Consider the following 17,352-nt stretch of genomic DNA (forward strand, 5'->3'; position numbering starts at 1 on the left):
TCAACCGGAGGCAATCAAATGACAGGTCCACGGCCGCGCGATGTCTTTGCGAGCCGCATATTGCCCTTGCACCGCGAGAGGCTGGCGCTGCTCGTCATCGACGCGCAGAACTGGGTGATGGATGAGGAGAAGCGCCAGAATCGGCCGGAATTCTATGCCGACGCCAGGAGCTTCGTGATCCCCAATATCGCCCGGCTGATCGGGGCGTCGCGCTCTCATGGCGTCGAAGTCATCTATACGGTCATGGAAAACCTGACCACCGACGGGCGCGACCGCGGCCTCGACTACAAGCTGTCAAATTTCTTTATCGCCAAGGGCTCCTTGGACGCCAAAGTGATCGACGCGCTGAAGCCTGGTCCCGACGAGATCGTCATCCCCAAGACCTCGTCCAGCCTCTTCAACTCGACCAACTTCGAATATCTCCTGCGCAATATCGGCATCGACACGGTGGCCGTCACCGGTTTTCTCACCGACCAATGCGTCGATCACACGATCAGGGACGGCGCCGATCGCGGCTTCCACATGATCTCGCTCGCCGATGCCTGCGCCACCGACACCAGGGCACGCCACCAAGCGGCGCTCAATGCCTTCAAGGGCTATTGCCGCAACGAGACGACCGCCTCTCTGATTGCCGCGATGGATAAGGACTTTCAATGTTCCCGTTCCTGATCCGCGCCGATAGTCGGTGGCGATCGTGTCGGTCAAAGACGGGAAATATGCCGCAGAGGAAGCTTGGGGCCAGTAGCCCTTTGCGGGGGACGGATCCTGGGCTCCTGACCCTCCTGAAGGTAATCTGGGCCAGGAAATCGGGCCGGGGCTTGATTTTGGGACAGGTTGCGCCTAAAAGCCCGGCATCCCGTCCCATATCAAGGATTGAACGAGCCCCATGGCGCGCGTCACTGTAGAAGATTGCATCGACAAGCTCCCCAACCGGTTTGAGCTGGTCCTCCTGTCCGCGCATCGCGCGCGGATGATTTCGCAAGGCGCTCCGCTCTCCGTGGACCGCGACAATGACAAGAATCCCGTCGTCGCTCTGCGTGAGATCGCCGACGAGACGGTCAATACCGATGATCTGCGCGAGGAGTATATCCACGCGATGCAGAAGCATGTCGAAGTCGATGAGCCGGAGCAGAGCGAAGTGCCGCTCATCCAGCAGTCGGGCGACATGTCGGTGATCAACGATCAGCCGGAACCCGACCAGGTCGACATGGAGCGTATGACCGAGGAAGAGCTGCTGCGCGGCCTCGAAGGCCTGCCGCCGGCCGAAAGCCCCGGCAGCCAGCGCAACGGCTACTGAGCAGCCCCGCATCTGCTTCCGTAAGAGAATTAGCACGGCGCTGCCCTAGGGGCGGCGCCGTAAATTTTTGCGTCTGGGCTCTCCCGGCCGTGACCATGCGTGCGAGCGCTCGCATTAAGCTTTTTTTCCGCTACTATTGCGGGGAGTTCATAGAAAAGAGATTGGTCAAGACAACGCGATGATGCGGCAGTTCGAGTTGGTTGAGCGGGTGATGTCCTATGACAAGGGGGGCCGACGAGGACCTGCTCAATCGCGCTTATGTCTATGCGATGAAGGCGCATGGCGGCCAGAAGCGCGCCTCGGGCGAGGCCTATTTCAACCATCCCCTCGAAGTGGCGGCGATCCTTGCCGAGATGAAGCTCGACGGCGCCACCATTGCCGCCGCACTCCTTCATGATGTGGTTGAAGACACGGAGGCAACTCAGGCCCAGATCGAAGCGAAGTTCGGGCATGAGATCGCTTCACTCGTCGACGGCCTGACCAAGATCAAGCGCCTCGATCTCGTCACCAAGGAAGCGACCCAGGCCGAGAATTTGCGCAAGCTGCTGCTCGCCATGGCGAAGGACGTGCGCGTCCTCCTCGTCAAGCTCGCCGACCGCCTGCACAATATGCGCACCTTGGGCCATATGGCGCACGACAAGAAGATCCGCATCGCCCAGGAGACGATGGACATCTATGCGCCGCTCGCCGGACGCATGGGCATGCAGAATGTGCGCGAGGAGCTCGAGGACATCGCTTTCCGGGTGCTCAATCCGGATGCGTTCGCCACGGTGAAGAAGCGGCTCGACCGCCTGCATGAGGAGAGCGGGAGCCTGCTGGTCGAGATCGAGAAGGAGCTGAAAGCCGAGCTCGCGGCCAACGGCATCGAAGCCAAGGTGACGGGACGCGAGAAACGGCCCTATTCGATCTGGCGCAAGATGGAGCGCAAGAGCCTGTCGCTGGGACAGCTTTCGGACATCTTCGGCTTCCGTGTCATCGTCGCCTCAGTCGACGAATGCTACCGGGCGCTCGGCGTGGCGCACCGCACCTGGCGGGCGGTGCCGGGACGCTTCAAGGACTACATCTCCACCCCCAAGCAGAACGACTATCAGTCCTTGCACACCACCGTCATCGGTCCGCATCACCGCCGCGTCGAGATGCAGATACGCACCCGCGAGATGAACGAGATCGCCGAGCGCGGTGTTGCGGCGCATGCGCTCTACAAGGACGCCCGGCGCCTGGAGGATGCGGTCAATGGCGTGCGCGTGCCGTCCGCCGAATCCAACGCCTATCGCTGGCTGCGGCATCTGGTGGACATGCTCTCGGAAGGCGAAAGCCCGCGCGAATTTCTCGAACATACCCGCCTCGAGCTGTTTCAGGATCAGGTGTTCTGCTTCACGCCGAAGGGCCAGCTCATCGCGCTGCCGCGCGGCGCGACGCCGATCGATTTTGCCTATGCGGTGCATACGAGCGTCGGCGACAGCTGTGTCGGCTGCCGCATCAATGGCCGCCACGCGCCGCTCGTCACCCAGCTCGACAATGGCGATGAGGTGGAGATCATCCGTTCGGACGCGCAGGTGCCGCCCGCCGCTTGGGAAGGTCTGGCGGTGACCGGCAAGGCGCGCGCCGCCATTCGGCGCGCCACCAGGCTTGCGACCAGGCGCCAATATGCGGGTCTGGGCCAGGAGATCGTCGAGCGTCTGCTGGACAAGGTCGGCAAGACTTTCGTCAAGCAGGATGTCGCCGCCGCGATCAGCCGCACCGGCCACAAAAATCTCGACGATGCCCTCTCCGCCGTGGGCCGTGGCGAGCTCGCCGCCGCGGATATCCTGAAAGCCATGGGGCTGGTGGTCGAGGCGCCGACGCCGCAGCGCAAGAAGCCGGCGACGCGTCAGGGCGAGGCGGAGTCGGGAATTCCGATTCGCGGCGCCGGACGCGACCAGGCGTTGAAATTCTCGCTCGCCACGGGCGCCGTGCCCGGCGAGCGCATCGTCGGCATCCGCATGCCGGGCGAGGGGATCGTGATCCACCCGATCTTCGCCCGGGCCCTCGAGGCCTATGACAGCGAGCCGAACCGCTGGATCGACCTGACCTGGGACACGACAACCGACGGGCAGCGCTTCCCGGCCCGCATCCTGGTGAAGGTTCACAATGAAGTGGGTGCCCTGGCCCAGGTGACGCAGGTGATCGGCGATTCAGGCGCCAATATCGACGAACTGCAGATGGTCACCCAGGAAGGGGCGCGCGATTTCTTTGATCTCGACATCCTGATCGAAGTACACAATCTCAAACACCTCAACCAAATCATGCGCGATCTCGAATTGAAGCCCCTGGTGAGCTCGGTCGACCGCGCCGAAGGATAGGAAGGATTCATGACGAAAGACGAGGTTCTGGCGGAGTTCAAGGCGGCGGGCGCTCTGCTGGAGGGACATTTCATTCTGTCCTCAGGATTGCGCAGCCCGAACTATCTGCAATGCGCCCGTGTGCTGATGGATCCCCAGCGCGCCGGTCGGCTGTGCGCCACGCTTGCCCGGCAGGTGAAGGCCCGCATGGGCGACCAGATCGATCTCGTGGCGTCGCCCGCGATGGGCGGCGTGATCGTCGGCTATGAGATGGCTCGGCAATTGGGCGTCGATTCGATCTTCTTCGAGCGCGTCGACGGCAAGCTCGTTCTGCGGCGCGGCTTCTCGATCGACAAGGGTGCCCGCGTACTGATGGTCGAGGATATCGTGACCACGGGGCTTTCCTCACGCGAATGCATCGCAGGGATCACCGAGGAAGGCGGCATCGCGGTGGGGGCGGCCTGCCTCATCGACCGCTCAAACGGCAAGGCCGATCTGGGCGTGCCGCTCGAGGCGCTGACCCGCCTCGATATCCCGACCTATCCGGCCGACCAGCTGCCGCCGGAACTCGCGGCCATTCCCGCGGTCAAGCCGGGAAGCCGGGGCCTTAAATGATCATCGGCCTCGGCAACGATCTGATCGACATCAGGCGCATCGAGAAGACGCTGGCGCGCTATGGCGAGCGCTTCACCCAGCGGGTCTTCACCGACGTCGAACGGCGGAAATCCGACCGGCGCGCCGAACGCGCCGCCTCCTATGCCAAGCGCTATGCGGCCAAGGAGGCGTGTTCCAAGGCGCTCGGCACGGGGTTCAATCGTGGCGTCTACTGGCGCGACCTGGGCGTGGTGAACGAGCCGTCGGGCAAGCCGACAATGGTCCTGACCGGCGGTGCCGGCGAGCGGCTTGCCGAATTGACGCCCAAAGGTCACCGGCCCTATATCCATCTGACTATTACGGATGAATTTCCCTACGCCCAGGCCTTCGTGATCATCGAGGCGCTTCCCTTGACGGAAAATGCCGGAATGTAATCTCTCCTACCGTTGAAACGGTGATCTATGCGTATTATAGGGCTGGAACCGGGCTCGACCGAACTGGCATGGATACTTTGAAACATATGAAAGATCACAATATGGCGGCGGCAGCGCGCGAGTCCCGGAAGAAGTCCGACGATGGCTTCTGGGACACGATCAAGGTCATCATCCAGGCTCTCCTGATCGCCTTCGCCGTTCGGATGTTCCTGTATCAGCCCTTCAATATTCCGTCCGCCTCCATGGTGCCGACGCTGAAGGTGGGGGACTATCTGTTCGTCTCTAAATTGTCCTACGGCTACAGCAAATACTCCTTCAATTTCGGATTGAACCTTTTCGGCAATGAGCTGTTCAAATTCGGTCCGATCCCGGTAGAGGGCCGTTTCGTGTTTCCGGCGGAGCCTAAGCGCGGCGACGTCGCGGTGTTCAAGCTGCCGGTCGACAATGAGACGGACTATATCAAGCGGGTCATCGGTCTGCCGGGCGATCGCGTGCAGATGCGCGAAGGCGTGCTCTATATCAACGGCCAGGCGGTTCCGAAGCAGCGCATCGCCGACTTCGTCGACCCGACCGGGGAGGGCTATGGCAGGCCCATTCCGCAATATGTCGAGACCTTGCCGAACGGCGTCAGCTATAATGTCCTCGATATGACGCCCAATGGCGCGGCCGACAACACGCAAGAATATCTCGTACCGTCCGGCCACTATTTCATGATGGGCGACAACCGCGACAACTCGCTCGACAGCCGCTACGCGCAGACCTCGTCGCAGGGCGGGGTCGGTTTCGTGCCCTATGAGAATTTCGTGGGGCGCGCCGATATCATCTTCTTCTCAATCGAGCCCAATGCCGCCTTCTGGCAGATTTGGAAGTGGCCGACGTCGATACGCTGGCTGCGTTTCTTCAACCTCGTGAATTGAGGCCGTGACCAACGACCGGACGCGCTTTACCGATCAGGAATTCCAGGCGATAGCGGCGCTCCTCGGCTACACCTTCCGCAACCGCGATCTTCTCAAGTCGGCGCTGACCCACGGGAGCGGAAGCAAGGGCAATACCACCACCACCTATGAGCGCCTGGAGTTCCTGGGCGACCGGGTGCTGGGTCTTGTCATCGCCGAAGAGCTCTATGTGCGCAACCCGCGCAAGGCGGAAGGCGCGCTCGCCCAGAATTTCAGCCTCCTGGTGCGCGCCGAGGCATGTGCCGAGGCTGCCCGCGATCTCGGTATCTCCGAGCACATACGCGTCGGCCTGAAAGAAAAGGCGCAAGGCATGACGAACCAGACCGTGATTTTGGGCGATGTCATGGAGTCGATTCTGGGGGCCATATATCTCGATGGCGGGCTGGAGCCCGCCCGCTCGCTTATCATGCGCCTGTGGGAGGAGCGCCTCTCCAGCGGCACCCTGCTGGTCAAGGACGCCAAGAGCTTCCTGCAGGAATGGGCGCTCGCGCTGGGCAAGGCGATTCCCGACTACCGGATCGTCTCGCGCGAGGGACCTGATCATTCGCCCAGTTTCACCATTGCCGTAACCGTCGAAGGCTTTGCCGAGGCAATTGCCAGCGCCCCCTCGAAGCGCCATGGTGAGCAGCTTGCCGCCGAGGCCTTCCTCCGTCGAGAGAAGATCAGAAAGTGACAAATACCGAAACCCGCTGCGGCTTCTGCGCCATCATCGGGGCGCCCAATGCCGGCAAATCGACCCTGGTGAACGCGCTTGCGGGCGCCAAGGTGTCGATCGTCTCGCACAAGGTCCAGACCACGCGTTCGCGGCTGCGCGCCATTGTCATCGCCGGCGCGAGCCAGATCGTTTTCGTCGACACGCCGGGCATCTTCAAGCCGAAGCGCACGCTCGACGAGGCGATGGTCGAGGGCGCCTGGTCGGGGGCGAGCGAGGCCGACGCGGTCGTGCTTCTCGCCGATGTCCGCAAGGGTCTCAATGACGAAGTGCTGGCGATCATCGAGGGTCTCAGGAAGTACGGCATCCAGGCCTTCCTGGCGCTCAACAAGATCGATCTGGTGAAGGCCGAAACGCTGCTCGATCTCGCCCGGACATTCAACGAGGCTTTCGCCTTTCGCGAGACCTTCATGATCAGTGCCCTGAACAAGAGCGGCATCGACAGGCTGAAGGACAAGATCGCCGGCCTGATGCCGGCCGGCCCCTGGCTCTATGCCGAGGACCAGATCGCCGATGTGCCGCTGAGATTCATTGCCGCCGAGACGACGCGCGAGAAGGTATATGAGCGCCTGCATGAGGAGCTGCCCTATTCCTCGACGGTTGAGACGGAGAATTGGGAAGAGCGCAAGGATGGCTCGGTCCGCATCGACCAGGTGATATATGTCGAGCGCGAGAGCCAGCGCAAGATCGTCCTCGGTAAGAACGGCCAGACCATCAAGGCGCTCGGGCAGGCGGCGCGTCTCGATCTTGAGAAGGCGCTGGAGCGGCGCGTGCACCTGTTTTTGTTCGTCAAGGTGCGCGAGAACTGGGCCAAGGACCCCGAACGCCTGCGCATGATGGGATTGCTGGATTGACGATTTAATTGCGGCTCTCTCGCAGTATCCTCACGCTGAGGTGCTTCGCCGAAGGCGAAGCCTCGAAGCGTCCATCAGGATAGAGTAAGAATGCTGCAACACACCCTTCGAGGCTCCCCCGGCTCAGGGCCGGGGTCGCACCTCAGGGTGAGGGTGGATACGCATGGAATGGAAGGACGAAGGCATAGTTCTGGCGGTCAGGCGCCATGGTGAATCGAGCGCCATCGCCGAACTTCTGACCGCGACGCGCGGACGCTCCTTAGGATTGGTGCGCGGCGGCCGCTCACGCCAGATGCGCCCGGTTCTGCAGCCTGGAAATATCGTGCTCGCCACCTGGCGCGCCCGCCTCGAGGAGCATCTCGGCAACTTCGCCCTTGAACCTCTCGAGCTCAAGGCAGGCCTGCTCATCGGCGAGGCGATGCGGCTCGCCGCCTTGACGACGCTCACCACGGAAGCCCAGATGCTGCCGGAGCGCGAGCCGCATCCGCGCCTCTATGCGGCAATGCGGGTCATGCTCGACGCGCTCGAAAATGAGGACACCTGGCCGGCGCTGTTGGTGCGCTGGGAAATGGGGCTGCTCGACGAACTGGGTTTCGGGCTCGACCTTGCCCGCTGTGCCGCGACGGGGACGAGCGACGATCTCGTCTATGTTTCGCCCAAGACGGGGAGGGCGGTGAGCCGTGCGGCGGGGCAAGGCTATCACGACCGTCTTCTGCTCCTGCCGGCTTTCCTGATGGGCGTCGAAGTAAAAACACCGGGGCTTGCCGATGTGATCGACGGGCTCAAGCTGACCGGCTATTTCCTCGACCGGCATGTGTTCGGCCCGCGCGGAATCAACGCCCCTGAATCCCGCCACTGGATCGTGGCTCATCTAAGCGCGAGGTAGTCAGGCGCAAAGGCCGCATTGATCGCCATGGTCCGGCTCCATAGATTGCGCCCTGATTTGAAGGGAACTCCCATGCTCGGCCGACTGAATCACGTTGCCATCGCCGTGCCTGATCTCGACCAGGGGATCAGGACCTATCGCGATATGCTCGGAGCCAAGGTATCGCCCAAGCAGGCCGAACCCACCCATGGCGTCACGGTCGTTTTCGTGGAACTGCCCAATACCAAGATCGAGCTGCTCGAGCCTCTGGGCGAAGCCTCGCCGATCAGAGGGTTTTTGGAGAAGAACCCTTCGGGCGGCATCCATCATGTCTGCTACGAGGTCGCCGACATCATCGCCGCGCGCGACCGACTGAAGGCCGAGGGCGCGCGCATTCTGGGCGACGGTGAGCCGAAGATCGGCGCCCATGGCAAGCCGGTGATGTTTCTGCATCCCAAGGATTTCAACGGCACTTTGCTGGAGCTCGAACAGGCATGAGTATCGGCACCGCGGTCGCCATCTATTTCGTGGTCTGGTGGATTGTGCTGTTCGCCATTCTCCCCTGGGGCGTGCAGAACGCTCATGAGGCTGGCGAGACGACGCTCGAGGGTAATGAGCCGGGCGCGCCGGTGCGTCATCAGATGGGGAAGAAGGCTCTCATCACGACTGTCGTCGCGGCCATCGTCTTTGCGCTGATCTATGGCGCCCTTCTCTATGGCTGGCCGTGGGTGACGGGGCGGGGGCCATAAAAAAAGCAAGGCTTTCGCCTTGCTTTCTGTTGAGTGAATATGCCTTCCACTGCGCTCCAGGACTTCGTCCTGTGGCGGCTGCTGCCCGATATGGCGCGCCGGAAGACTCCTCCCCAGACTTGGGCTTGCGACCCTCATCCTTGTCTTTATTGGACGGCGACGCTAGCACATTTCACTCTCATGTCACGTGAAATGTGACGGAACAGTGGCAAATATTTCGAACACTACTGGCCGATCATTTCACCATCGGCGTTTTTGATCTTCCGGTACAAAACGCGACAGGCTTGAGTTCTGCCCGGATTCCCGTCAAAAGGTCCGCACCCTTCCGCCCACAGGATTCTCCATGCGCATTTCCCAATATTTCATGCCCATACTTCGCGACGATCCGAAGGAGGCCGAGATCGCTTCCCACAGGCTCATGCTGCGCTCAGGCATGATCCGGCAGGAGGCCGCCGGCAGCTACTCCTGGTTGCCGATGGGCTTCCGAGTGCTCAAGAAGATTGAGCAGATCGTGCGCGAGGAGCAGGATCGGGCCGGCGCCATCGAGGTACTGATGCCGACCATCCAATCTTCCGATCTGTGGAAGAAGTCCGGGCGCTACAATGCGTATGGTCCGGAAATGCTGCGCATCAAGGACCGGCATGACCGCGACATGCTCTACGGGCCGACTAACGAGGAGATGATCACCGACATCTTCCGCTCGGGCGTCCAGAGCTACAAGGATCTGCCGCGCAACCTCTATCATATACAGTGGAAATTCCGCGACGAGGTGCGCCCGCGCTTCGGCGTCATGCGCGGCCGTGAATTCCTGATGAAAGATGCTTATTCCTTCGACGTGACGCGCGAAGCGGGCCAGCATTCCTACAACAAGATGTTCGTCGCCTATTTGCGCACCTTTGCCCGCATGGGTTTGAAGGCGGTACCGATGCGCGCCGAGACCGGCCCCATCGGCGGCAAGGACAGCCATGAATTCCTGATTCTGGCCGATACCGGCGAAAGCGAGGTCTTTTTCGATCGTGACTTCTACGACATGGACTGGACCAATTTCGACATCGACTATGACGATGCCGCCAAGGTGGCGAAGCTGGTCGAGGACTTCACCTCCAAATATGCCGCAACGGACGAGAAGCACGAGCAGGCCGAGTTCGAGCAGAGGGTGCCGGAAGCCCGCCGGCTCACCGGCAGGGGGATCGAAGTCGGCCATATTTTCTTCTTCGGGACCAAATATTCTGATCCGCTCGGATGTCTGGTCCAGGGACCGGACGGGAAGCAGGTGGCCGTGCAATCGGGATCCTACGGAATTGGCGTGTCGCGCCTCGTCGGCGGCATCATCGAAGCGAGCCATGACGAGAACGGCATCATCTGGCCGGAGCCGGTGGCGCCGTTCAAGGTCGGCCTGATCAATCTGAAGGCAGGCGATGCCGAAACCGACCAGGCCTGCGAGAAAATCTATCGGGACCTGACCTCCAAGGGCGTCGAAGTGCTCTATGACGACACCGACGAGCGTCCGGGCGGCAAGTTCAAGGTCATGGACCTGATCGGTCTGCCGTGGCAGGTCATCATCGGGCCGCGCGGCCTGAAGGACGGCATCGCCGAGGTCAAGAACCGCAAGACCGGCGAGCGCAGCAATGTGCCGCTCGCCGATATCGTCGGCAGGTTCCAGGCCTGATGGAGAAAGCGCTGCCGGACACCAAACCCTTCGCGCTCTTCGAGCGGATGCTGGCGAAGCGCTATCTGATGGCGCGCCGGCGCGAGGGTTTCGTCTCGGTCATCTCGCTGATCTCCTTTCTCGGCATCATGCTGGGCGTCGCCACCCTCATCGTGGTCATGGCGGTGCTCAACGGCTTCCGTGCCGAGCTGCTGAACAAGATCTTAGGGTTCAGCGGCCATGCCAGCTTCTATTCGAGCGATGCCTCGCCGATCGTCGATTACGAGAACATCACGGCTCGCATCGCCAAGGTGCCGGGCGTCGTCCATGCCATGCCTTTCGTGGAAGGGCAGGTCATGGCCTCGTCGCGGCGCTACAATACCGGCGCCCTGGTGCGCGGCATTCACGAGGCCGACCTCAAGCGCCTGCCGAGCATCAACAATAAAGATCTCACCACCGCGCTCAAGGAGATCGGGACCCCGGACCCGGTGACGTCGCTCGACGGCTTCGAGAAGGCTGGCGGGATCGCCATCGGGGAAGGCATGGCGTGGAAGCATGGCCTGGGCCTTGGCAGCACGCTGACCGTCATTTCGCCAAACGGGCCTGAGACCGTGATGGGCGTGGCGCCGCGCATCCGCGACTTCACTGTCGTCGCCATCTTCAAGATCGGCATGTCGGAATATGATCAGAGCGTCATCTACATGCCGCTCGCCGAGGCGCAGGACTATTTCGTCACCGAAAACGCCGTGTCCGCCATCGAGGTCACCGTCGACAATCCCGAGGCGATCGCCGAGATGAAGCCGGCGCTGCTCGACGCGGCGGGGCCAGGCATCGACGTCCAGACCTGGCAGCAGCGCAACCAGGCCTTTTTCAGTACTCTCGCGGTCGAGCGGAATGTGATGTTCCTGGTGCTGACGATGATCATTCTCGTCGCCGCCCTCAACATCATTTCCGGTCTCTATATGCTGGTGAAGGACAAGGGCCACGACATCGCGATCCTGCGCACCATGGGCGCCTCGGCGGCGAGCGTCCAACGCATCTTCTTCATGACCGGGGCGGCAATCGGCGTCGCCGGCACGCTGGCCGGGTTCATTCTCGGTCTCCTCATCTGCCTCAATGTCGAGAGCATCCGCCAGTTCATCTCCTGGCTTTCGGGCACCGAGCTCTTCTCGCCCGAGTTCTATTACCTCTCGCAGCTTCCGGCCGACATGGACCTGAGGCAGACGATCGGCATCGTCCTCATGTCGCTGGTGCTCTCCTTCGCGGCGACACTCTATCCCTCCTGGCGCGCCGCACGCCTCGATCCGGTCGAGGCTTTGCGGTACGAATGAGCGATTTGAAGCCAGCCCTTGAACTTCGCCATGTCGCGCGTTCCTTTTCGGAAGGCGAGCGCCGGCTCGACGTCTTCCTCGACGCCAGCATCAAGGTGGATGCCGGAGAGATCGTGGCGCTGGTTGGCCAGTCGGGCTCGGGCAAGTCGTCGCTTCTCCATATAGCCGGCCTCCTCGAGGCCCCGACGGCGGGCGAGGTCTATGTCGCCGGCCAGAACTGCACCAAGCTCGACGACAATGCGCGCACACGCATCCGGCGCGTCGGCATCGGTTTCGTCTATCAATTCCATCATCTGCTGCCGGAATTCTCGGCGCTCGAAAATGTCATGATGCCGCAATTGATCAGCGGCGCCTCGAAGGAGGCGGCGGAGAAGCGCGCCAAGGATCTGCTCGATCGTTTCGGTCTCGGCGCCCGCCTGGAGCATCGTCCTGCCGAATTGTCGGGCGGCGAGCAGCAGCGTGTCGCCATCTCGCGCGCCTTGGCCAACCGGCCGCTGCTTCTTCTTGCCGATGAGCCGACCGGCAATCTCGATCCCAAGACGGCGGACTACGTGCATGGCGAATTCCTGCGCGTCGTGGCGGAGGAGGGGGTGGGCGCTCTGGTCGCGACCCACAATATCGAGCTCGCCCGCCGCATGACCCGCCTTGTTCGGCTCGAGGACGGGCGGCTTCAGCCGGAATAGGCGGCTTATTGGCGGGCCGCAGCCAGAAGTTGCGCCTTGATCGCGCGGTTGGCCTCGCCATAGGGCGATGAGGCGACATAGACCAGCTCGAGATCATCCGCCGCCTCGAATGTGCCGGCAAGATGCGCCGGAAGGTAGATCACTTCACCGGGACCCGCCGTGACGACGCCCGACATGCTGCGTACCCGGCAACGGCCTTTGGTGACGATCACCACCTCGTCATAAGGGAAATCAAAATCGCTCCTGGCGCCCTTTGGGGCTTTGACAAAGCCGACCGCGCCCAGTTTGGCGGCGGGCGTTTCGTCTTCATTGACGACATCGGCGAGCGCGAAGCCCGACCACTCCATCCAGTCGCGGGCCGTTTCGGCGGTGAAGAGCTGGATAAGAGTGGGGTCGAATTGTTGTCTTGGCATGAAACTTGTCCTCGTTCGTGCTTTGGGATTGCGATGGAATTATGCGGCGGCCGTGAGGAGTGCGTGCTTCATCTCAGGGCTGAGCTTCCCCAATGGGGAGACCGCCACATAGACTAGCTCCAGCGGGTCTATGGCCTCGATGGTTCCTGAGGTGCCCGCCGGCACATAGAGCGCCTCCCCGGGCGTGGCGACGATCAGCCTGTCCAGGCCGCGCAGCGCACAGCGGCCCCGCGTGACCACCAGGACCTCGTCATAGAGAAATTTGAAACTGCTGATGGCGCCCGCGGGCGCGCGCAGGAAGCCGACCGCGTCGAGCTTCGCCGCCGAAGCGTCTTCATCGATCACATCGGCGAGCGACATGCCGGACCATGTGTGCCAGTCGCGAGGGCTGGCGCTGTTGAATTTCTGTACCTTCCGCGGGTCGAACATCGGCTTCTCCGAAACAGGGGCGTGTTGTCGAATCTGTTTCTACAAGTTCAAGTGAACTTGAAGTCAAGCGCCAATTGCGTTAGGGACAGGGCATGGACAGCCTTCTGACCATCAACCAGATTTCCAAGCGTAGTGGCGTGGTGGCCTCGGCCTTGCGCTACTATGAGGAACGCGGGCTCATCACCTCGGAGAGAGCGGGATCCGGCCATCGCCGCTTCCGGCGGCCGACCCTGCGGCGCCTGGCCTTCATCGTCTTCGCCCAGCGCCTCGGCATGACCCTCGAGGAGATTCGCATCGAGCTCGACAAGCTACCCAGCGATCACGTGCCCAAGGGGCGCGATTGGGCCCGTTTGTCGGAGCCCTGGGCCGATCGCATCGACCAGCGCATCGCCGAGCTTGAGCGTCTGAAGGCCGGCCTCGCCAAATGCATCAGCTGCGGCTGTCTTTCGCTCGAGCTGTGCAAGCTCGTGAATCCCGCCGACAAGGCCGGCCTGTCGGGACCGGGCCCGCGCTTCTGGGTCGGCGAAGGCGAAGAGAGCGGCGCCTGATTTAGCGTGGGATTCTTGCGAAAAACCGGTACCCACTTTTTCTCATCCCGCGCTAGGGTCGGACCATGTCGGACGAGTCGAAATCCAGCGTGACCTTCATCCATCTGCGCACCCATTCCGCCTATTCCTTGGCGGAAGGCGCCTTGCATATCAAGCAGATGGCGGGGCTCACGAAGGAGATGGGGAGCCCCGCGCTCGCCATCACCGACACCGGCAATCTGTTCGGCGCGCTCGAATTCTCCGACGCTCTGAGCGAGAAGGGCATCCAGCCGATCATCGGTTGCACGCTCAAGGTCGCCTGCGAGGAGCCGTCGCCCGACGCGGTGCACCGCCAGCGCACAGGCTTGCGCAAATTGCCGAGTCTGGCGCTCCTCGCCAAGGACGAGGCGGGCTATCGCAACCTGATGAAGCTCACGAGCCGGGCCTATCTCGATACGCCCGACACGGCCGAGCCGCATCTGAGCATGGAATATCTGGCCGCTCATTCAGGCGGCCTCATCTGCCTGACCGGCGGGCCCGACGGTCCGGTGAACGAAGCGCTCGTCCAGGGGCAGCAGCACGTGGCGCGTACCCGCATGGAGGAGCTCGCCAAGACTTTCGGCGACCGGCTCTATGTCGAATTGCAGCGTCACGGCACCGAGAATGAGCAACTCGCCGAGCCCGGCCTCATCGATCTCGCCTACGAGCTGGAGTTGCCGCTCGTCGCGACCAACGAGCCATACTTCGCCAAGCTCGACGACTATGCCGCCCATGATGCGCTGATCTGCATCGCCGAGGGTGAGGTCGTCGCCGCCGAAGACCGGCGCCGGTTGACGCCTGAGCACTATTTCAAGTCGCCCAGGCAGATGGCGACGCTCTTCGCCGACATTCCGGAAGCGATCGCCTCGACGGTGGAGATCGCCCGGCGCTGCGCCTTCAAGGTCGGGTCGCAGAAGCCGATCCTGCCGCGCTACGGCGAAGGCGACGAGGCGGAGGAATTGCGCCGCCAGGCTTTCGACGGCCTCGCCAACCGGCTCAAGGAACGCGGCCTGTCGGAAGGCTACAACGAGGACGACTACAAGCAGCGTCTCGAATTCGAGCTCGAAGTCATCATCAAGATGAAATATCCGGGCTACTTCCTGATCGTCTCGGACTTCATCAAATACGCGAAATCGAAAGGTATCCCGGTGGGGCCGGGCCGTGGTTCGGGTGCGGGCTCGCTCGTCGCCTATGTGCTCACCATCACCGATCTCGATCCCTTGCGCTTCAAGCTCCTCTTCGAGCGCTTCCTCAATCCCGACCGCGTCTCGATGCCGGACTTCGATATCGATTTCTGCCAGGACCGGCGCGATGAGGTGATCGACTACGTCCAGAACAAATACGGCAAGGATCACGTCGCCCAGATCATCACATTCGGTAAGCTGCAGGCGCGCGCCGTCTGTCGCGACGTCGGTCGCGTGCTGCAGATGCCCTACGGCCAGGTCGACCGCCTGAGCAAGATGATCCCGATGAACCCGGCCAATCCGGTGTCGCTGGCGCAGGCGATCGACGGCGAGCCGCGCCTCAAGGAGGAGCGCGACAAGGACACCACGGTTCGCACCATGCTGGAGATCGGCCTCAAGCTCGAGGGCCTTTACCGGCACGCCTCGACGCATGCCGCCGGCATCGTGATCGGCGACCGGCCGCTTGAGGAGCTGGTGCCGCTCTATCGCGACCCGCGCTCATCGATCCCCGCCACCCAGTTCAACATGAAATATGTCGAGAAGGCGGGCCTCGTTAAGTTCGACTTCCTCGGCCTCAAGACCCTTACTATCATCGACAAGGCGCAGAGGCTCATCCGCCAGCGCATTCCCGATTTCGACGCCAACAAGATCCCGCTCGATGACCTGCCTACCTTCCAGATGCTGGGCCAGGGCGACACGGTCGGCGTGTTCCAGCTGGAAAGTGCTGGCATGCGCGATGCGGTGCGCCAGATGCGCGCCGACCGCTTCGAGGACCTGATCGCACTCGTGGCGCTTTACCGTCCGGGTCCGATGGCCAATATCCCGCTCTATTGCGCCCGCAAGCTCGGCCGCGAGCCGCTCGAATACATGCATCCCGCGCTCGAGCCGATCCTGAAGGAGACTTTCGGCGTCATCACCTATCAGGAGCAGGTGCAGCAGATCGCCAAGGACCTTGCCGGCTACACGCTGGCGCAGGCCGATCTTCTGCGCCGCGCCATGGGTAAGAAGATCAAGTCGGAGATGGATGCGCAGCGCGAACACTTCCTCAAAGGCGCGGTCGAGCGCGGCATCGATGCCACAGTCGCCAGCAACATTTTCGACGCCTGCGCGAAATTCGCCGAATACGGATTCAACAAATCGCACTCCGCACCTTACGCCTATATCAGCTACCAGACGGCCTATCTGAAGGCGAACCACCCGGTCGAATTCCTCGCCGCCTCGATGTCGCTCGATATGGGCAATACCGACAAACTGCAGGTCTTCCGCCAGGAGGCGCAGCGCATCGGCGTCAAGATCGTGCCGCCCTCGATCAACCAGTCGCAGGTCGATTTCGCGGTGAAGGATCAGGCGGTCCTCTATTCGCTCTCAGCTCTCAAGAACGTCGGCTCGGGCGCCATCCAGCATCTGGTCGAGAAGCGCGAAGCGGAAGGGCCGTACACGACGCTTGGCGATTTCGCGCGCCGCATCGATGCCCATATGCTGAACCGGCGCGCCCTCGAAAGCCTGGTCAAGGCGGGCGCTTTCGATGAATTGCAGCCGAACCGTGCGCAGGTCTTCGATGGTGTCGACGCCATTCTTGCCATGGCCAACCGCACCACGGCGGAAGCCGAGGCCGGTCAGCATGATCTCTTCGGCCAGGGGTCGGGCCGCAAGGAGGATGTCGCATTGCCGGCGCGCGAGGGCTGGCTGCCCATGGACCGTCTCACCCAGGAATTCGAGGCGGTGGGCTTCTATCTCTCCGGCCATCCGCTCGACGATTATATGACGCGGCTCACACGCATGGGCGTCGACACCTGGACGTCATTCCACGCCAAGGCGCTGACCAAGGGGGCCACCGCGGCGAAGCTCGCCGGCACCGTCACCCATCGCCAGGAGCGCCGCTCCAAGTCCGGCAACAAATTTGCTTTCGTCGGGTTCTCCGACCCGACCGGCCAGTTCGAGACGATTTGCTTCTCCGACACACTGGCCGTCACGCGCGATTTGCTCGAGCCCGGCAAGGCGGTGATCGCCCGCGTCGAGGCCGATGTCGACGGCGAGGAGGTGCGGCTGCGGCTTCAGGGCGTCGAGGATATCGAGCGTGCCGCAGCCCAGATCACCTCGGGGCTGACGATCTTCCTCCGGGATGCCAAACCTATCGATTCCATCGCCCAGCGCCTGACCAATGGCGGCAAGGCGCCGGTCCGGCTGGTGCTGCAGATGGATCGGGGCAGGGAAGTCGAGATGGTGCTCGGCAACAAATTCACCGTGACGCCGCAGATCAAGGGCGCCATCAAGGCGATCTCCGGCGTGATCGACGTGCAGGATCTGTGATGGAGT

The 17,352-nt window shown here is 62.3% G+C and carries 18 protein-coding genes; 16 read left to right on the forward strand and 2 right to left on the reverse strand.

Annotated elements, in window-relative coordinates:
- Nucleotides 1–18 precede the first annotated feature (18 nt).
- The 14 genes from G5V57_RS27755 (at nucleotide 19) to G5V57_RS27820 (ending at nucleotide 12,444) form a co-directional block, all read left to right on the forward strand.
- Nucleotides 19–669 carry a cysteine hydrolase family protein gene (locus G5V57_RS27755; protein WP_165171484.1) on the forward strand — a complete coding sequence of 217 codons (651 nt, stop codon included), beginning with the start codon at nucleotides 19–21 and terminating at the stop codon, nucleotides 667–669.
- Between the two features lie 217 nt (nucleotides 670–886).
- Entirely contained in the window at nucleotides 887–1,297 is a 411-nt protein-coding gene (gene rpoZ / locus G5V57_RS27760; RefSeq protein ID WP_165171486.1) for a DNA-directed RNA polymerase subunit omega, read from the forward strand.
- Nucleotides 1,298–1,515: 218 nt separating this feature from the next.
- On the forward strand, nucleotides 1,516–3,639 hold the full coding sequence (locus G5V57_RS27765) for a bifunctional (p)ppGpp synthetase/guanosine-3',5'-bis(diphosphate) 3'-pyrophosphohydrolase (RefSeq protein ID WP_371744654.1): 2,124 nt from the start codon (nucleotides 1,516–1,518) through the stop codon (nucleotides 3,637–3,639).
- Nucleotides 3,640–3,648: 9 nt separating this feature from the next.
- Entirely contained in the window at nucleotides 3,649–4,233 is a 585-nt protein-coding gene (gene pyrE / locus G5V57_RS27770; protein ID WP_165171488.1) for an orotate phosphoribosyltransferase, read from the forward strand.
- Nucleotides 4,230–4,646 (forward strand): holo-ACP synthase, encoded by a 417-nt coding sequence (acpS, locus tag G5V57_RS27775; RefSeq protein ID WP_165171490.1) that lies wholly within the window; start codon nucleotides 4,230–4,232, stop codon nucleotides 4,644–4,646. Before pyrE ends, acpS begins: the two co-directional genes overlap by 4 nt.
- A 101-nt stretch (nucleotides 4,647–4,747) precedes the next feature.
- A complete protein-coding gene (gene lepB, locus G5V57_RS27780) occupies nucleotides 4,748–5,563 on the forward strand; it encodes a signal peptidase I (RefSeq protein ID WP_165174291.1) in 816 nt (271 codons plus the stop codon).
- A gap of 4 nt (nucleotides 5,564–5,567) precedes the next feature.
- Nucleotides 5,568–6,275: a ribonuclease III gene (rnc, locus tag G5V57_RS27785; RefSeq protein WP_206530109.1), complete on the forward strand. Its 708-nt coding sequence runs from the start codon at nucleotides 5,568–5,570 to the stop codon at nucleotides 6,273–6,275.
- Nucleotides 6,272–7,168, forward strand: a complete 897-nt coding sequence (era, locus tag G5V57_RS27790) for a GTPase Era (protein ID WP_165171492.1) — start codon at nucleotides 6,272–6,274, stop codon at nucleotides 7,166–7,168. The genes rnc and era overlap by 4 nt, the downstream gene beginning before the upstream one ends.
- Before the next feature lie 163 nt (nucleotides 7,169–7,331).
- Nucleotides 7,332–8,054, forward strand: a complete 723-nt coding sequence (gene recO, locus G5V57_RS27795; protein ID WP_165171494.1) for a DNA repair protein RecO — start codon at nucleotides 7,332–7,334, stop codon at nucleotides 8,052–8,054.
- Nucleotides 8,055–8,126: 72 nt separating this feature from the next.
- A complete protein-coding gene (gene mce, locus G5V57_RS27800) occupies nucleotides 8,127–8,531 on the forward strand; it encodes a methylmalonyl-CoA epimerase (RefSeq protein WP_165171496.1) in 405 nt (134 codons plus the stop codon).
- The gene (locus G5V57_RS27805) at nucleotides 8,528–8,782 is read left to right on the forward strand and encodes a DUF1467 family protein (RefSeq protein WP_165171498.1); all 255 of its coding nucleotides are present in this window, start codon (nucleotides 8,528–8,530) and stop codon (nucleotides 8,780–8,782) included. Before mce ends, G5V57_RS27805 begins: the two co-directional genes overlap by 4 nt.
- Nucleotides 8,783–9,125: 343 nt before the next feature.
- Nucleotides 9,126–10,451: a proline--tRNA ligase gene (proS, locus tag G5V57_RS27810; protein WP_165171500.1), complete on the forward strand. Its 1,326-nt coding sequence runs from the start codon at nucleotides 9,126–9,128 to the stop codon at nucleotides 10,449–10,451.
- Nucleotides 10,451–11,761 carry a lipoprotein-releasing ABC transporter permease subunit gene (locus G5V57_RS27815; RefSeq protein WP_165171502.1) on the forward strand — a complete coding sequence of 437 codons (1,311 nt, stop codon included), beginning with the start codon at nucleotides 10,451–10,453 and terminating at the stop codon, nucleotides 11,759–11,761. The genes proS and G5V57_RS27815 overlap by 1 nt, the downstream gene beginning before the upstream one ends.
- Nucleotides 11,758–12,444 carry an ABC transporter ATP-binding protein gene (locus tag G5V57_RS27820; RefSeq protein WP_165171503.1) on the forward strand — a complete coding sequence of 229 codons (687 nt, stop codon included), beginning with the start codon at nucleotides 11,758–11,760 and terminating at the stop codon, nucleotides 12,442–12,444. Before G5V57_RS27815 ends, G5V57_RS27820 begins: the two co-directional genes overlap by 4 nt.
- 5 nt (nucleotides 12,445–12,449) lie before the next feature.
- Here the strand turns inward: G5V57_RS27820 and G5V57_RS27825 are convergent, their stop codons facing one another.
- The gene (locus G5V57_RS27825) at nucleotides 12,450–12,857 is read right to left on the reverse strand and encodes a hypothetical protein (protein WP_165171504.1); all 408 of its coding nucleotides are present in this window, start codon (nucleotides 12,855–12,857) and stop codon (nucleotides 12,450–12,452) included.
- A 39-nt stretch (nucleotides 12,858–12,896) separates the two neighbouring features.
- On the reverse strand, nucleotides 12,897–13,286 hold the full coding sequence (locus G5V57_RS27830; RefSeq protein ID WP_165171505.1) for a hypothetical protein: 390 nt from the start codon (nucleotides 13,284–13,286) through the stop codon (nucleotides 12,897–12,899).
- 92 nt (nucleotides 13,287–13,378) lie between these two features.
- Between G5V57_RS27830 and soxR the strand changes: the two genes are divergently transcribed.
- A complete protein-coding gene (gene soxR / locus G5V57_RS27835; protein ID WP_165171506.1) occupies nucleotides 13,379–13,834 on the forward strand; it encodes a redox-sensitive transcriptional activator SoxR in 456 nt (151 codons plus the stop codon).
- A 65-nt stretch (nucleotides 13,835–13,899) separates the two neighbouring features.
- Entirely contained in the window at nucleotides 13,900–17,346 is a 3,447-nt protein-coding gene (gene dnaE / locus G5V57_RS27840) for a DNA polymerase III subunit alpha (protein WP_165171507.1), read from the forward strand.
- Nucleotides 17,347–17,352: the final 6 nt, after the last annotated feature.

The organism is Nordella sp. HKS 07 (assembly GCF_011046735.1).
In the GTDB taxonomy this organism is placed as follows: Bacteria; Pseudomonadota; Alphaproteobacteria; order Rhizobiales; family Aestuariivirgaceae; genus Taklimakanibacter.

Coding starts and splice junctions, on each gene's coding strand:
- acpS (WP_165171490.1), top strand. CDS start 4,230: ATGATCATCGGCCTCGGCAACGATCTGATCGACATCAGGCGCATCGAG.
- proS (WP_165171500.1), top strand. CDS start 9,126: ATGCGCATTTCCCAATATTTCATGCCCATACTTCGCGACGATCCGAAG.
- soxR (WP_165171506.1), top strand. CDS start 13,379: ATGGACAGCCTTCTGACCATCAACCAGATTTCCAAGCGTAGTGGCGTG.
- pyrE (WP_165171488.1), top strand. CDS start 3,649: ATGACGAAAGACGAGGTTCTGGCGGAGTTCAAGGCGGCGGGCGCTCTG.
- rpoZ (WP_165171486.1), top strand. CDS start 887: ATGGCGCGCGTCACTGTAGAAGATTGCATCGACAAGCTCCCCAACCGG.
- G5V57_RS27820 (WP_165171503.1), top strand. CDS start 11,758: ATGAGCGATTTGAAGCCAGCCCTTGAACTTCGCCATGTCGCGCGTTCC.
- G5V57_RS27805 (WP_165171498.1), top strand. CDS start 8,528: ATGAGTATCGGCACCGCGGTCGCCATCTATTTCGTGGTCTGGTGGATT.
- mce (WP_165171496.1), top strand. CDS start 8,127: ATGCTCGGCCGACTGAATCACGTTGCCATCGCCGTGCCTGATCTCGAC.
- recO (WP_165171494.1), top strand. CDS start 7,332: ATGGAATGGAAGGACGAAGGCATAGTTCTGGCGGTCAGGCGCCATGGT.
- G5V57_RS27755 (WP_165171484.1), top strand. CDS start 19: ATGACAGGTCCACGGCCGCGCGATGTCTTTGCGAGCCGCATATTGCCC.
- G5V57_RS27765 (WP_371744654.1), top strand. CDS start 1,516: ATGACAAGGGGGGCCGACGAGGACCTGCTCAATCGCGCTTATGTCTAT.
- lepB (WP_165174291.1), top strand. CDS start 4,748: ATGGCGGCGGCAGCGCGCGAGTCCCGGAAGAAGTCCGACGATGGCTTC.
- dnaE (WP_165171507.1), top strand. CDS start 13,900: ATGTCGGACGAGTCGAAATCCAGCGTGACCTTCATCCATCTGCGCACC.
- G5V57_RS27830 (WP_165171505.1), bottom strand. CDS start 13,286: ATGTTCGACCCGCGGAAGGTACAGAAATTCAACAGCGCCAGCCCTCGC.
- G5V57_RS27815 (WP_165171502.1), top strand. CDS start 10,451: ATGGAGAAAGCGCTGCCGGACACCAAACCCTTCGCGCTCTTCGAGCGG.
- G5V57_RS27825 (WP_165171504.1), bottom strand. CDS start 12,857: ATGCCAAGACAACAATTCGACCCCACTCTTATCCAGCTCTTCACCGCC.